The organism is Streptomyces sp. NPDC001858 (genome assembly GCF_053594615.1).
Map to the genome: position 1 here is coordinate 79,303 of NZ_JBSFEV010000037.1, position 14,593 is coordinate 93,895.

At 71.2% G+C, this 14,593-nt stretch carries 11 protein-coding genes; 10 read left to right on the forward strand and 1 reads right to left on the reverse strand.

Features of this window, described 5'->3' with window-relative positions; genetic code table 11:
- Positions 1-1,836: outer membrane protein assembly factor BamB family protein (locus ACWCPF_RS36265; RefSeq protein WP_451049367.1), on the forward strand; the 1,836-nt coding region annotated here is incomplete at its 5' end.
- 117 nt (positions 1,837-1,953) lie between these two features.
- On the forward strand, positions 1,954-2,763 hold the full coding sequence (locus ACWCPF_RS36270; RefSeq protein ID WP_451049368.1) for a VOC family protein: 810 nt from the start codon (positions 1,954-1,956) through the stop codon (positions 2,761-2,763).
- Positions 2,764-3,067: 304 nt separating this feature from the next.
- Here ACWCPF_RS36270 and ACWCPF_RS36275 read toward each other — a convergent pair whose 3' ends face one another.
- The gene (locus ACWCPF_RS36275) at positions 3,068-4,891 is read right to left on the reverse strand and encodes a glycoside hydrolase family 35 protein (RefSeq protein WP_451049369.1); all 1,824 of its coding nucleotides are present in this window, start codon (positions 4,889-4,891) and stop codon (positions 3,068-3,070) included.
- 98 nt (positions 4,892-4,989) lie between these two features.
- On the opposite strand from ACWCPF_RS36275, the gene ACWCPF_RS36280 reads away from it, so the two are divergent.
- The 8 genes from ACWCPF_RS36280 to ACWCPF_RS36315 all read left to right on the forward strand — a co-directional run bounded on the left by ACWCPF_RS36280 (position 4,990) and on the right by ACWCPF_RS36315 (position 14,506).
- Positions 4,990-6,009, forward strand: coding sequence for a LacI family DNA-binding transcriptional regulator (locus ACWCPF_RS36280; protein ID WP_451049370.1), 1,020 nt, complete (start codon positions 4,990-4,992; stop codon positions 6,007-6,009).
- 138 nt (positions 6,010-6,147) lie between these two features.
- On the forward strand, positions 6,148-7,473 hold the full coding sequence (locus tag ACWCPF_RS36285; protein ID WP_451049371.1) for a carbohydrate ABC transporter substrate-binding protein: 1,326 nt from the start codon (positions 6,148-6,150) through the stop codon (positions 7,471-7,473).
- 1 nt (position 7,474) lies between these two features.
- Positions 7,475-8,461 (forward strand): carbohydrate ABC transporter permease, encoded by a 987-nt coding sequence (locus tag ACWCPF_RS36290; RefSeq protein WP_451049372.1) that lies wholly within the window; start codon positions 7,475-7,477, stop codon positions 8,459-8,461.
- Positions 8,462-8,472: 11 nt separating this feature from the next.
- Complete coding sequence (locus tag ACWCPF_RS36295; RefSeq protein ID WP_451049373.1) at positions 8,473-9,366, forward strand: carbohydrate ABC transporter permease; 894 nt, start codon at positions 8,473-8,475, stop codon at positions 9,364-9,366.
- 34 nt (positions 9,367-9,400) lie between these two features.
- A complete protein-coding gene (locus ACWCPF_RS36300; RefSeq protein ID WP_451049374.1) occupies positions 9,401-9,580 on the forward strand; it encodes a DUF6903 family protein in 180 nt (59 codons plus the stop codon).
- Positions 9,577-11,010 (forward strand): alpha-L-fucosidase, encoded by a 1,434-nt coding sequence (locus ACWCPF_RS36305; protein ID WP_451049375.1) that lies wholly within the window; start codon positions 9,577-9,579, stop codon positions 11,008-11,010. Before ACWCPF_RS36300 ends, ACWCPF_RS36305 begins: the two co-directional genes overlap by 4 nt.
- Positions 11,007-12,185 (forward strand): peptidylprolyl isomerase, encoded by a 1,179-nt coding sequence (locus ACWCPF_RS36310; RefSeq protein WP_451049376.1) that lies wholly within the window; start codon positions 11,007-11,009, stop codon positions 12,183-12,185. Before ACWCPF_RS36305 ends, ACWCPF_RS36310 begins: the two co-directional genes overlap by 4 nt.
- Positions 12,182-14,506, forward strand: coding sequence for a galactose-binding domain-containing protein (locus ACWCPF_RS36315; RefSeq protein WP_451049377.1), 2,325 nt, complete (start codon positions 12,182-12,184; stop codon positions 14,504-14,506). Before ACWCPF_RS36310 ends, ACWCPF_RS36315 begins: the two co-directional genes overlap by 4 nt.
- The last annotated feature ends 87 nt before the right edge of the window (positions 14,507-14,593 follow it).

A 14,593-nucleotide genomic window follows, 5' to 3' on the forward strand; every position in this document is an offset into this window, starting at 1 on the left:
CGTGCGGCGGCGGACTTCGACCACCGCGCGGCGGCGGCGGGCCTCGACCACCGTGCGTCGGTGGCGGACTTCGATCACCGTGCGGCGGTGGCGGGCCTTGAACACCGCGCGGGGGCGGCGGACTTCGGCCACCGTGCGGCGGTGTCGGACTTCGACCACCGCGCGGCCACGACGGACCTCGACCACCTCGCGCGGACCCCGGTCCCCGCCCCGGTCCGGGCGAACGCCCCCGCCCCGCCCCGCGCTTCGACACCCGCACGGGCCGCCGCCCCGGCTCCAGCGCCGGCCTCCGAAGCGCCCGCCGAGGCGCCCGCCCCGCAGTCGGCCCCGCAGTCGGTCGCCCCGCAGTCGGTCGCCCCGCACTCGCCCGCCCCGCGGCCGGTCGCGTCGGGCCGGCACGGCTCGGGCCGGTACGGCCCGGACCGGGCGACGGCGGAGCGGGCGGCGGCGGAGCGGTCGGCGTACGGCACCGCCGACGGCGGCGGCGCGGGCGGGGCCGCAGAGGGGTGCGCCCACGGAACGAGCGGCGTCGGCGCCTACGCCGTCGGCGCCGCCGGAGCGGGGCAGCCCGCGGCAGGGAAGGCCTCCGGACCGCCCGAACGGGAGTGCTTCTCGCACCCGGAGGAGGCGTTGGCGGAACGTTCCGCCACGCCGGTGAACCACCGTGCCCCCGCCCGCTCCGCCGTCACCCGGCGCGTGATCCTCGCCGCGGCCGCCGCCACTGCCCTCGTCGGCGGAGCGGCCCTCGTCACTCGGGGGAGGAACAGCGGACAGGCGGTGCGCCCGCTAGGCCCGGCCCCCGAGCCGACCTGGGTCTACCGCGGCGGCCCGCTGCTGCAGGCCCCGGCGGTCTTCAACGAGGGCACGGCCCTGATGAAGACCCGCCCCGGCAACATGATCTGCCTCGATCTGAAGAACGGCGCCCAGCCCAAGTGGGTCTACCAGGGCATCAGCCTCTCGCCCACCCCCGTGCTGCTGACCGACGACGCCGCGGTCGCGCTCGGCACCGGCGCGACCCTGATCGGGGTCGATCTGGCCAGCGGCGCCGAGCGGTTCACCCTCGACTTCGGCGCGGACTACCAGTTCGATCAACTCCTCGGCGGCTATGACGGCTACGCCGTCTCGGTCCTCGGCGCCAGCCTGCAGCGCCGGTCGGCGGAGCAGGGCGTCGCGACCTCCACCAACGCGGTCTTCGGCGTCAACCTCAAGGCCCGCCAAGCCCTCGTCATCCCGATCAACCCGGAGGACGTCGGCGTTCCGCTGAAACCCGTCATCACCTCCCAGTACTTCGTCTACGCCGACGGACTGCGCAATGTCGCGGTCCGTGACACCCAGGACGGCGGCAGCCTGCGCTGGCGGCACCCGGTGGGCTACGACCTGCGGCCGGGCCTGGCCGTGCTCGGCCGGACGGTCTTCGCCATCGGCTCCGAACTCCTCGCCCTGGACCTGAGCGACGGGAAGGCCCGCTGGTCGACGAAGGCCGAGCGGGGCATGTACGCCTCCCTCGGGGCGGCCGGCACCACGGTCTACGCCACCGGCACCGACCCCTACGGCGTCCACGCCTTCAACGCGGCCGACGGCTCCCGGCGCTGGTTCTGCGAGACTCCCCGCCTCAACGTCGAGAACCCGATCGCGGTGGGGGCGCGCACCCTCTACGTCCCGGCCTTCGAGAACAGGAACGGCTTCTACGCGATCGACACCGCCTCCGGCCGTCTGCTGTGGAACTTCACCGACGGCCGCGAGACCGGCGTCAACGACTGGCAGCTCTCCTGCGACGGGGCCGGACACCTCGTGGCCCAGCATTTCGACCGGGCCTACGGGCTGACCGTCACCTGAGAACGGCGGCGCCGGGCGACCGCGGACCTGGAACGGGCGATGGAACGCAGCCGACGCGCGAGGGGCGGTCTCGAATGTCAGGCTGGTGACACACAGCACCTGCGAAAGGGAACCGTCGTGATCACCACCGACCTCACCCCCGGCGCCCCCTGCTGGCTGGACCTCGGCGCCCCCGACGTCCCGGCCACCGCGGCGTTCTACGGCGCGGTGCTCGGCTGGGAGTACGAGCCGATGGAGATGGAGGGCGCGGGCGAGGACATGGAAGGCGGGATGTTCCGCAAGGACGGCAAGGTCGTCGCCGGGCTCGGCAAGCTCACCGAGGAGGGCGCGCGCTCCGCCTGGATGATCTACTACCGGGTCACGGACGCGGACGCCACGTCCCAGGCCGTCGAGCGGGCGGGCGGCACCGTGCGGGTGCCCACGCGGGACCTCGACGAGTGGGGGCGGATGGCGCAGTTCAGCGACCCGCTCGGCGGCCAGTTCGCCGTCTGGCAGCCGGGGCAGGACGCGGGCTTCGAGCTGGCGGACCAGCCGGGCTCGCTGTCCTGGACCGAGCTCTACACGAGCGACGCCGCGGCCGCGAAAGAGTTCTACGGCGCTGTCTTCGGCTGGGAGTACAGCGACATGGAGATGCCGGGCGGCGAGGGCACTTACACGCTCATCACCCCTGGGGGGCTCGCGCCCGAGGCGCGTATGCAGGGCGGTCTGATGCAGGTCGGCAAGGAGGTCCTCGCCCTGGCGAACGGGCGGCCGTACTGGCATCCGGTCTTCGCGGTCACCGACTGCGACGCCGCGGTCGCCGGCGTCGCCGGCAACGGCGGCACCGTGCAGATGGGCCCTGAGGACGCGGAGGGCGTTGGCCGTCTCGCGGTCGTCCTCGACCCGTCCGACGCGGACTTCGTGGTGCTCGCCCCGACCCCGAGCTGACCGCGTGACCGCGGCACCCAGGCGGTGACACCCGGGCGGCGACGGCCGCGCCCCGAGGGCTTGAGCGCTCCGCCGGAAGTGCCGCGATGTGCCGTCGTTCCACTGCGGCGCCATCGTGGCTGGTCGCTCCCCCACTCTCGGCTGCGCTCGAGCGGGGGGACCCCCATCGCGGCGGAGCCGCAGATGTCAGAGCCCCGCGCCCCTTCAGGGCGCTGCCGAACGGCAGCCGACTTCGGCCCCAGAGCTGACGCCGGCCTCCGAGCGGACCGGCGGAGTTCCCGAGGGCGTCGCCCCGACGGCCTCGTCAGTCGAACTCCTCCACGTACTCCTGCGGCGGTCCCAGCTCGGGGCGGTCGCGCAGCTCCAGGATTCCGCCGAGCCGTTCCAGTTCCAGGACCGTCACGGTGTTCTCGCCCGCCCGCAGCAGCGGCGCGGGGCAGTACAGGGTGAGCTGCGGCCCGATCTCCCAGTAGCGGCCGAGCAGGAACCCGTTGACCCAGACGAGGCCGCGGCCCGACCCCGGCAGCGCGAGGAAGGTGTCCGCGGGCGTGTCGACCCGCAGGGTCGCGACGGCGAACCCGGCGTCCGTGCTCGCGGGACCGCCGTGGACCGCCTCGGACAGCTCCGTATCGGACCACTCCTGCAGCGCGACGGGCGTGCTGTCCCAGCCCTGCACGATCCGCCGGTCGACGAGGACGGGACCCAGCAGGCCCTTGTGCCCGCCGATGGCCGGCCCGTAGTTCACCCGGCCGAGGTTCTCCACCAGGACCTCCAGGCGGACGACCGCGCCGGTTCCGTGCACCACGAGCTGCGGGGAATCGGGATCGGCGACGCCGAGCAGGACGCCGTCGACGAAGACCAGGGCCCGGTCGCGCACGTCGGTCAGGAGCAGTCGGTGCTCGCCCGCCGGGATGCGCGGATGCGCGGTGTGCAGCACCATGCCGGCGTCCAGCCCGAGCTGCTCGAAGGTGGCGGGGCGCGGTCCGGTCGAGGCCGACGCCGGTGACGACGCCGCGCGCAGTCCGGCGAGCAGGTCGGCGCGGTGGGCGAGCGGGACGCGGGCCGGGGCCAGCGTCGGCAGGCTCGCGGGGGAGCGCAGGGGCCCGTGGGCGCCCAGGGCCTCGCGCACGGCGAAGAACTTGTCGGTGAGACGGCCGTCCTCGGCGATGGGCGCGTCGGAGTCGTAGCTCGTCACGACGGGCTGCAGCCGCCCCTGGTCCTCGTTGGCGCCGGCCCAGAGTCCGAAGTTGGTGCCCCCGTGCGCCATGTAGATGCTCACGCTGCCGCCGTCGGCGAGGATGCCGCGGAGGGTGCCGACCGCGCTGTCCACCTCGCGGACGTGGTGCCGGTCGCCCCAGTGGTCGAACCAGCCGTTCCAGAACTCGGCGACCACGAACGGCTCGGCCGGCCGGCGCGCCGCCAGCAGCTCCCGGGCGGCCTCGGGCTTGGAGCCCAGGGTGACGGCCGTCAGGGTCCCGGGCAGGGTGCCGCCGTCCAGCATGAGCTCGGTGGGTCCGTCGGCGGTGAACAGCAGTTCCCGGATGCCCCGCGCGATGAGCGCCTGCCGGTTCCAGCGCAGATAGGCCTGGTCGTCGCCGAAGCTGCCGAACTCGTTCTCCACCTGCACCGCCACGACCGGCCCGCCCTCGCAGGCCTGGAGCGCGGCGAGGCGCGGGATCAGCTCGTCGAACCAGCGGCCGACGGGCGTGGTGAACGCCGGATCCGAGCTGCGCAGCGCGACGTCGCGGCCGGTGAGCCAGCTCGGCAGACCGCCGTTGGACCACTCGGCGCAGATGTACGGGCCGGGTCGCAGGACGACGTCGAGGCCCTCCTCGTCCACCGTGCGCACGAACCGCTCCAGGTCCCGCCAGCCGTCGAAGCGCGGCGCGCGGTCCGCACGGGGCTGGTGGAAGTTCCACGGCACATAGGTGTCGACCGTGTTGAGGCCGAGGTCGGCGAGCCGGCGGATCCGGTCCCGCCAGAGGTCGGGATGGACGCGGAAGTAGTGCAGTGCCCCGGACAGGATGCGATGCGGGACGCCCTGCCGGTACAGGCGCCCACTCTGCCAGGTCAGCGCGGCGGTCGTGGTGTGGGCCGGGGAGATGTGGGTCGTGCTCGGCTCAGTCACGGGGCGAGCGTATGTTATCGATGCCATGAGTAACAAGACGGATAGGATCAGCCACAGGGACGACGCCGCGGACAGGCCGCGGGAGAGGGGCGCGCCAGATGACCGAGGGCGTCGAGAGGCCGAGGCAGCCGAGCATGGCCGACGTGGCCAGGACCGCGGGGGTGTCGGCGCAGACCGTGTCCCGCGCGCTGCGCGGCTCGCCGAACGTCAACCCCGACACCCGGCGGCGCGTCCTCGCCGCGGTGGAACAGACCGGCTACCGGTTCAACAGCGCCGCCCGGGCCCTGTCCTCCGGGCGCAGCCACACCCTCGGCCTCGTACTGCTGGCGTCCGGCGGGTACTACTCGCGCTCGGCGGTGACCGCCGGCGTCGAGGCGGCGGCGGGCGAGGCCGGGTACGCCGTCAACATCGCGACCATCGCCGCGCTCGACACCGGCCTGATGGAACGCTCCCTGTCCAAGCTCGCCGACCAGGGCGTCGACGGCTTCGTCATCGCCGTGCCGCTCATCTCCGTCACGCCGAAGATGGAGGACATCACCCGCGACATCCCGACCGTCACCCTCGACGGCTCGCGCACCGCCGGGGCCCGGGTCCTCGGCATCGACCAGCAGGAGGCCGGCCGGATCGCCACCCAGCACCTGCTCGACCTCGGCCACCGCCAGGTCTGGCACGTGTCCGGGCCCGACGAGTGGATCGAGGCGCGGCAGCGGCGGCAGGGCTGGCAGGAGTGCCTGACCGCGGCCGGGATCGAGCCGCCACCGGTCCTGGAGGGCGACTGGTCGCCCGACTCGGGCCTGCGGCAGGGGCAGATCATCGCCATGATCCCCGAGGTGACCGCGGTCTTCGTCGCCAGCGACGAGATGGCCTTCGGGGTGATCCGCGCCCTGCGCGAGCGCGGCCGTTCGGTCCCCGAGGACGTGTCCATCGTCAGCGTCGACGACATCGCCCTCGCCGCTTACTGCTCGCCGCCGCTGACGACCGTACGGCAGGACTTCTACCGCTACGGCGCGGCGGCCGTCGCCCTGCTGCTGCACGGCGACGAGGCCGGCGTCGACCAGCCGGCCGGCGACGCCTCGCTGTCGGTGCGTCACTCCACGGCGCCGCCGCGCCGCTCCTGACCCGGATCCCGAAAAGGCTCCCGCGGGCCACTTGCGCCCGCCTGGGATCGGTGCCACCGTAAGGCCTCATGTTATCGGTGCCACCGTAACAATCAGGGTGGCTGCCGGGCTTGTTTCTGTTCATGGGAAGGACCCCAAATGAGGAGATCGCTCGTCCTCGCGGGCACCGCGGTCACCGTGCTCGGACTGCTGGCCGGCTGTTCGTCCGGCGACGGGAGCGGCTCGGACTCCGGCCGGACGACCCTCAAGGTCGCCGCGCTCGAAGGCGGCTACGGCCGCGCCATGTACACGCAGGTCATCGAGGCGTACGAGGCCGCGCACCCCGACATCGACGTCCAGCTGCAGATCTCGAAGAGCATCGAGGACGAGATCACCCCGAGCATGAAGGCGGGCCGCTACCCGGACGTCGTCGTCCTCGGCCAGGGCCGCAAGGCCGCCCTCACCGAGACCCTCATCAAGGACAAGGCCCTCGAAGACCTCACGCCGGTGCTGAAGGCGAAGGTCCCCGGCGAGGACAAGACCGTCGGGGACAAGCTCACCGAGGGGATCGTCGGCAACCTCAACACCGACCCCTACGGCACGGACAAGACGTATCTGATGCCGATGTACTACGCGCCGACCGGACTCTTCTACAACAAGGGCCTGTTCGAGAAGAAGGGCTGGAAGGCGCCGGCCACCTGGGACGAGATGTTCGCGCTCGGCGACACGGCCAAGAAGCAGGGCATACCCCTGTTCACCTACCCGACCGCCGGCTACCTCGACTCGTACTTCTTCGCCCTCCTCGCCGACATCGGCGGAGAGCAGTTCTACACCGACGTCATGACGTACAAGAAGGACGTCTGGAAGTCGGCGAACGCCCGCAAGGCACTGGACATCACCACGCGGCTGCTGAGCTACGCCGCACCGACCACCGTCGGGTACGCCAACGAGCAGGACTTCACCAAGAACCAGCAGCTGATCCTCGACGACAAGGCGCTGTTCATGCCGAACGGCACCTGGATCGTCGGCGAGATGGCGGACGCGCCGCGCGCGACGGGCTTCCAGTGGGCGCTGACCCCGCTGCCGGCCGCCACCGCGGGCGGCAAGCGCTACATCACGACGTCGGTCGAGTCGGTCTGGGTGCCCAGCGCCGCCAAGAACAAGGACGCCGCCAAGGAGTTCATCGCCTACCTCTACTCCGACGCGGCGGCGAAGATCTTCGCCAAGTCCAACGCCGTCCAGCCGATCGAGGGCATCGCCGCCGGCCTGGCCGCGGAGAACGCCGAGTTCTACAAGGTGTACGAGGATCCGTCGGTCTCCGCGCTCGTCGGCGGGTTCGCGAGCACCGCGCCGGTCGAGGGCGTCGACATCAAGGCCACGCTCTTCGACACCGCCAACAGCGTCATCAGCGGCGACACCACCGAGGACAAGTGGCAGTCCGCGCTGAACGAAGCCAGCGAGAAGCTGCGCGCGGCGGGCGGCTGAGGTGAGGACCGGCACCACGACCACCCGCTCCACCCCACCCACCCCGCCGACACCCTCGGACGCACAGAAGCCGTCGCCCGACGCCAAGTCCCGCCCGACCGCCCGTAAACGAGCCGACACCGGCTTCGTGCTGGCCTGTCTGCTGCCCGCACTGGTGCTCTTCGCGGTGTTCATGGTCGTCCCGACCGTGAACGTGTTCCGGATGTCCCTCTACACCTGGAGCGGGTTCTCCCCGGACATGCGGTTCGTGGGCCTCGACAACTTCCGCCACCTCCTGGACGACGACCAGTTCGTGCGGGCCTTCCAGAACACGGTCGCGCTGCTCGTCGTGGTGACCGTCGTGACGATGGGCTCGGGCCTGTTCCTCGCGGCGATCATGACCCGGCAGAAGCTGCGCGGCCGGGGCGTCTACCGCTTCGTGCTCTACATCCCGAACGTGCTCTCGGTGGTGGTCATCGCGGCGATCTTCTCCGCCGTGTACGACCAGAAGAACGGCCTGCTCAACGGCACGCTGCGGCTGCTGTCCCTGGACAGCTGGCAGCAGGTCTGGCTCGGCGACCAGAAGATCGTGATCTACTCCGTCGCGATCGCCATGGTCTGGCAGTCGCTGGGCTACTACATGGTCCTCTACATGGCGGGCATGGCGAGCATCCCGGAGGAGCTCTACGAGGCGAGCGCACTCGACGGAGCGTCCGCCGTCCGCCAGTTCTTCGCCCTCACCCTGCCGCTCATCTGGCAGACCCTGCGCACCACGCTGACCTTCTTCATCATGAGTTCCGTCAACCTCAGCTTCGTCCTCGTCCGTGCGATGACCGGCGGCGGCCCCGACGGCTCCTCCGACGTCCTGCTCAACTACATGTACAAGCAGGCGTACACGAACTCGTCGTACGGCTACGGCATGGCCATCGGTGTCGTGGTCTTCGCGTTCTCGTTCCTCGTGTCGCTGCTGGTGAGCCGGGCGACGCGACGCGAACCCCTCCAGTTCTGAGGTCGCCCACCATGACAACCGTCCACCCGTCCCGCCCGCGCCCCGAGCGCCCGCGCGCCGCCCGGCTGCTCACCCACACCCTCGTCGTCGCCCTCGCGCTGGCCATCGCCGTGCCGGTCGCCTGGGTGCTGCTCGCCTCGCTCAAACAGAAGGGCGAGTTCTTCGGCAGCCCCTGGACCCTGCCGAAGGGCCTGCACTTCCAGAACTACTCCGACGCGTTCGTCACCGCCCACATGGGCCGGTACTTCCTGACCTCGGCGCTCGTCACGCTGCTCGGCCTGGTGTTCGTCATGGCGGTCTCGGTGCCGGCGGCCTACGTCGTCGCCCGGTACGAGTTCCGCGGCCGCCGCCTCGTGGAGATCGCGCTGCTGGGCGGCCTGTTCGTCAACGTCAACTACATCGTCGTACCGATCTTCCTCATGCTCGTCGACTGGGACCGCGCCCTCGTCGACGTCTTCCCCGACGGCTTCTTCATCGACAACCCCGCAGTCCTGTCGCTGGTCTACGCGGCGACGTCGATCCCGTTCACCATCTATCTGCTCACCGCGTACTTCCGGTCCATACCGGTCGAGTACGAGGAGGCCGCCGCCCTGGACGGGGCCTCCCGCTTCCGGATCATGACCCGGATCATGCTCCCGATGGCGCGTCCGGCGGTCACCACCGCCATCCTGTTCAACTTCCTCGCCTACTGGAACGACTTCATCATCTCGCTCACCCTGCTCCCCGGCGAGGGCAAGACACTGCAGGTCGGCCTGCTCAACCTGTTCACCGCGCAGAAGGCGGCGGCCGACTACGGGCGGCTCTACGCCGGCATGGTCATCGTCATCGTGCCCGTCCTCATCGTCTACGCGGTCATCCAGCGCCGGCTCATCGAGGGCATCGCGGCCGGCGGAGTGAAGGGCTGACCGCCCCCGTGGGCGACCCCGGAAGGAAACCGACATGAAGGATTCGACGCGTACGGCGCTGCTGGTCGCCGTCCGCACGCTCGTCACGGCTGTGTGCATCGCGCTCGTCGTCAGCGCGCGCACGACGGTCGGCTGGGGGCATCTCGCGGTCATGCTCGGCGCGTTGGCCGCGCTGCTGGCCCTGCTCGCCTCCTACAACCGGCGGTTCCGGTGAGCGCGGCGGCGGACACCGGGCGGGCGCTGGCGCAGGTCCGGCCGAGTGCGCGCCAACTCGCCTGGCAGGAACTGGAGTTCTACGGCTTCCTGCACTTCGGCATGAACACCATGACGGACCGGGAGTGGGGCGAGGGCCACGACGACCCGGCCCTGTTCGACCCGGCCGACCTCGACGCCGACCAATGGGTGAGGGCGCTGAAGAGCGCCGGCATGACCGCGGTGATCCTCACCTGCAAGCACCACGACGGCTTCTGCCTGTGGCCCAGCGACGTCACGTCCTACTCGGTCGCCTCGTCGCCGTGGCGGGGCGGCGCGGGCGATGTGGTCGCGGAGGTCGCCGAGGCGGCCCGGCGGCACGGCCTGCGCTTCGGGATCTACCTCTCCCCCTGGGACCGCACCGAGGCGTCCTACGGCTCCGGGACCGCCTACGACGACTTCTACGTCGCCCAGCTCACCGAACTCCTCACCCGCTACGGGCCGGTGTTCTCCGTGTGGCTGGACGGCGCGAACGGCGAGGGCCCGAGCGGCAAGCGCCAGTTCTACGACTGGGAGCGGTACTACGCGGTGGTCCGCGAGCTCCAGCCGGACGCGGTCATCAGCGTGTGCGGGCCCGACGTGCGCTGGTGCGGCAACGAGGCCGGGGAGACCCGTCCCGACGAGTGGAGCGTGGTGCCGCGCGCGCTGCAGGACGCCGAGCGCACCGCCGACCGCTCCCAGCAGGCGGACGACGGCCGCTTCGCCCGGCTCGTGCGCAGCGACGACCGCGACCTCGGCAGCCGCGCCGCGCTCGCCGGGCACGGGGACGACCTCGTCTGGTACCCGGCCGAGGTCAACACCTCGATCCGGCCGGGCTGGTTCCACCATCCGGCCGAGGACGCCGAAGTCCGCACCGTGGAAGAGCTGTTCACCGTCCACCAGCGGGCCGTCGGCGGCAACTCCTGCTTCCTGCTCAATGTTCCGCCGGCCGCCGACGGGCGGCTGCGCGAGGCCGATGTGACGGTGCTGGAGCAACTCGGGCGGCGCATCGCGGACTTCCGCGCCCGGCGCATCGAGACGGCGACCGTGACCGTCTCCTCCGGTACGGCGGGCGATGCGGCGAGCGTGTGGCCCGGCCGGGGCGGCACCCCTTGGCGGCCGGACGCGACAGACCCCCAGCCGAGTCTCACCCTGGCGTTCGCGGGACCCCGCCCGGTCGAGGCGGTCGTCGTGGGCGAGGACATCGCCCAGGGCCAGCGCATCGAGCACGTCGTGATCCGGGGCCGGCTGCGGGACGGCGGTTGGACGACGCTCGCCGAGGCGCACGCGGTCGGCCACCAGCGCATCCTGACGTTCCACCCGGCCGAGGTCGACGCCGTGCGCGTCGAGGTGCCCCAGGCGCGGGACACGCCCGTCATCGCCCGGCTGGCAGCGATCGGAGCGGCCGGATGAAGGCCACGCTGTCCAGCCAGGGCACCTCGCGCAAACCGAACACCTCCCGCAAGCCGAGCACTTCGCGCAGGCCGAGCGTCTCGCGGGCCGCGAGCCCGTCCCGTATGCCGGTCACCGCCCGTCGGCTCTCGCGCCGGGCCGTCGTCCTGATCGCGGGCCTGTGCGCCGTGCTCGTCGCCCTGACCGCAGCGGGCCTGACGATGCTCGGCCACCGCACCACCGACCGGGTCGCCTCCCTCGACGGGCACCCCGTCACCCGGGACGAACTCCTCTTCCACATGCGGCGGTTGGCGCCGACCGTGCAGAACGAACTGCGCAACGAGTACCACCTGACGGGCGCGATCGACTGGAACGCGAAGGCCGGTGACAAGACCGCGCTCCAGCGGCTGGAGACCCGTGCGCTCGACGAGATCCGGCGGGACAAGACCACGCTCGTCCTCGCCGAGGAACGCGGGCTGATCGACTCGGTGGACCACGCCGACTTCCTGGCCGAGCTGGCCGAGGAGAACCGGTCCCGCGCCGCGGGCATCGCGGCGGGCAGCACCGTCTACGGCGTCACGCGGTTCTCCCCCGAGGAGTACTACACCCACCGGCTCACCGAGCTCACCACCAGCCTGGAGAAGCAGCTCGGCACGGGCGGTGCCGACGCCCCGCTCCAGGTCACCGACGCCGAGGTCCGCAAGGCCTTCGCCGCCGACCGGGACGCCTGGAGCGCCAACGCGACCACCTACACATACCGGCAGCTCGTCGTGCCGGTGCCGGCCGACGCCCCCGCGGACCACTCCGCGGCGCTGCAGCGACGGGTGACCGCCGCCGGGAGTCTCACGGCCGTCGCCGCCCGGGAACCCGGGGCCAGGCTGACGACCGGCACCTACGACGGCGGCGGCTCGACCGGGCTGAACGCCCACGACCAGGACCTGACGGCGGCGCTCGGCCCGCTCGCACCGGGCGGAATCTCCGCCCCCGTCACGGGCGCCGGCCAGATCACCTACTACGAGCTCGTCAGCGAGAACGTCGACGACGACAAGGCCTTCGCCGAGTACTCCGGGCGGATCCGCCAGTCGCTCGTCGAGAAGAAGTTCGACCAGTACCTCCAGCGCCGCGTCGACCACAGCGACATCGATGTCGACACCTCGGCGGTGGACGCCATCAACGCAGAGGACGTGCAGTCATGAGACCCGTCGACACCGGACCACCACGCTTCCCACGGATGCTGTACGCGGGCTTCATCGCCCTGCTCGCCGCGCTGCTCGTCGGCGCGCTCGTGCCCGCGGCGCAGGCCACGACGGCCCCGCACCGCACCCCCGCCCGCCCCGCCGTCAAGGCCGTCTGGCCGGGCAACACGCCCAACACCACCGGCGGCAAGGACTACTACCTCGACGCCACGCTCGGCCGCGACACCGCGGCCGGCACCTCCCCGGCGACCGCCTGGCGGACCCTCGCCAAGGCCAACGCGACGACGTTCGCGCCCGGCGACCGCATCCTGCTCAAGGCCGGCGAGCAGTGGCAGGACCAGCAGCTGTGGCCGAAGGGCTCGGGCAGCACGGGCCGCCCGATCACCGTCTCGGCGTACGGCGACCCGAACGCGCGCCGACCCTACATCGCGACGAACGGCAAGGTGTCGAGCCCGTTCAAGGCCGACGGCACCAAGAACCCGGCCACCGTCGGACTGACCGGCTCGATCGTGCTGCGCAACCAGCAGTACTGGGACATCAACAACGTCGAGCTGTCCAACGACGACGACTTCGCGACCGACATCACCGCCGGGACGTACGTCCGCGACGGCATCATGGTCTCGATCAACGCCGATCTGCTGGCCGCCGGCGCGGACAGCGTCATGGACCACTTCCGCATCTCGAACGTGTTCGTCCACAACCTGGACGGCCCGAGCCAGTGGCAGAAGATCCACTACGGCGCGGTGAACTTCCAGGTCTTCGGCAGCAAGAGCTACAAGGACTACGCGACCGGCGGCTACTACTTCAAGGACGTCCGGATCGAGAACAACACCTTCGAGAACGTCGAACTGCACGCCGTCCAGTTCGCGTTCAACTGGTTCGCGGCCGACGGCGCGAACGCCGGCCAGTACGACGAGAGCGGGAAGTGGCACGAGGGCTGGGAACAGCTCTGGGTGCGCACCCGCGACCTGTACAGCCGGGACGTCTACATCGGCCACAACTACGCCGCCAGCATCGGCCAGGGCGCGATCCAGCTCGCGAACACCAAGAACATGACGGTCGAGTACAACGAGGTCAACGGGTTCCTGAAGCGCTACGACGCGGTCTCCTGCGGGCTCTACCTGTGGGCCGGCGCCGACTCGGTGATGCAGTACAACGAGGTCTACGGCGGCCCGAACAACGAGTACGACGGCACCCCTTGGGACCTCGAATACACCAACTTCAATGTGACGTACCAGTTCAACTACTCGCATGACAACGCGGCGGGCTGGATGGCCTACATGGGCAACAGCTCGAACTCGATCGCCCGCTACAACCTGAGCGTCAACGACAACGGCGTCCTGGTGAAGAACATGCTGTCGACGAACTACTCGCCGACGTACTTCACGAACAACACCTTCGTCTACGACGGCGCGGACCTCGACTACGTCCACGACGAGACGTTCCTGAGCCGCGTCTACTTCCTGAACAACATCTTCTACAACACCTCGACGACGACCGAGACCCCCTGGTACCGCCGCACCGGCGCCCTGCGGCAGGCCGTCTTCTCGAACAACGACTACTACGAGGCCGGCGGCGCCCACTCCACCCAGGAACCGGCCGATCCGAAGGGGACCCGGGCCGATCCCCGGTTCGTCGGCGACCCGGCCGACTACGTCACCGGCATCGGGGTGAACCGGATCCGGGAGGCCGCCGCCCACTTCGCGCTCCGCGACGACTCACCGCTGATCGACGCGGGCCGCTACAACCCGCGTCTGGGCACCGCGGACTTCCTGGGCACCCACCTCTACTACGGCGCCGCCCCCGACATCGGCATCGCCGAGAGCCGGATCGGCCCGCAGGTCACCGACCCCGTCGACGACGACCCCATCGAGGAGGAGACCGACAACCGCGTCGACCTCGCGCTCGGCCGACCGGTCACCGCGAGCTCCACCCACCCGGGCGCGAACGGCACCCTCACGGCGGACAAGCTGACCGACGGCAGCCCGACCACCCGCTGGGCGGCGGCCGACGACGCGGCCTATCCGATCACCCTCGACATCGACCTCGGCGCCGACACCGCCTTCGACGAGGTCTACCTGGACGAGTACACCGACTCGGGCACCAACCCGCGGGTGCAGACCTTCGACCTGCAGCGATGGAACGCCGCAACCGGCACCTGGGTCACCTTCGCGAGCCGGACCACCGGCATCGGGCACGACCTCAGCGTGACCGGCTTCGGCACCGTGACGACCTCCCGGCTGCGCGTCGCGCTCACCGGGAAGATCGCGACGGAGCAGTACACCCCGACGCTGACCGAGATCGCCGTCTACCACAATTGACGGCCCCAGGCGGGGGGGGGGCCCCCCCGCCCCCCCCCCCCCCCCCCCGCCCACGAAGAGCACACCGCGGAAAGAACCACACAGGAA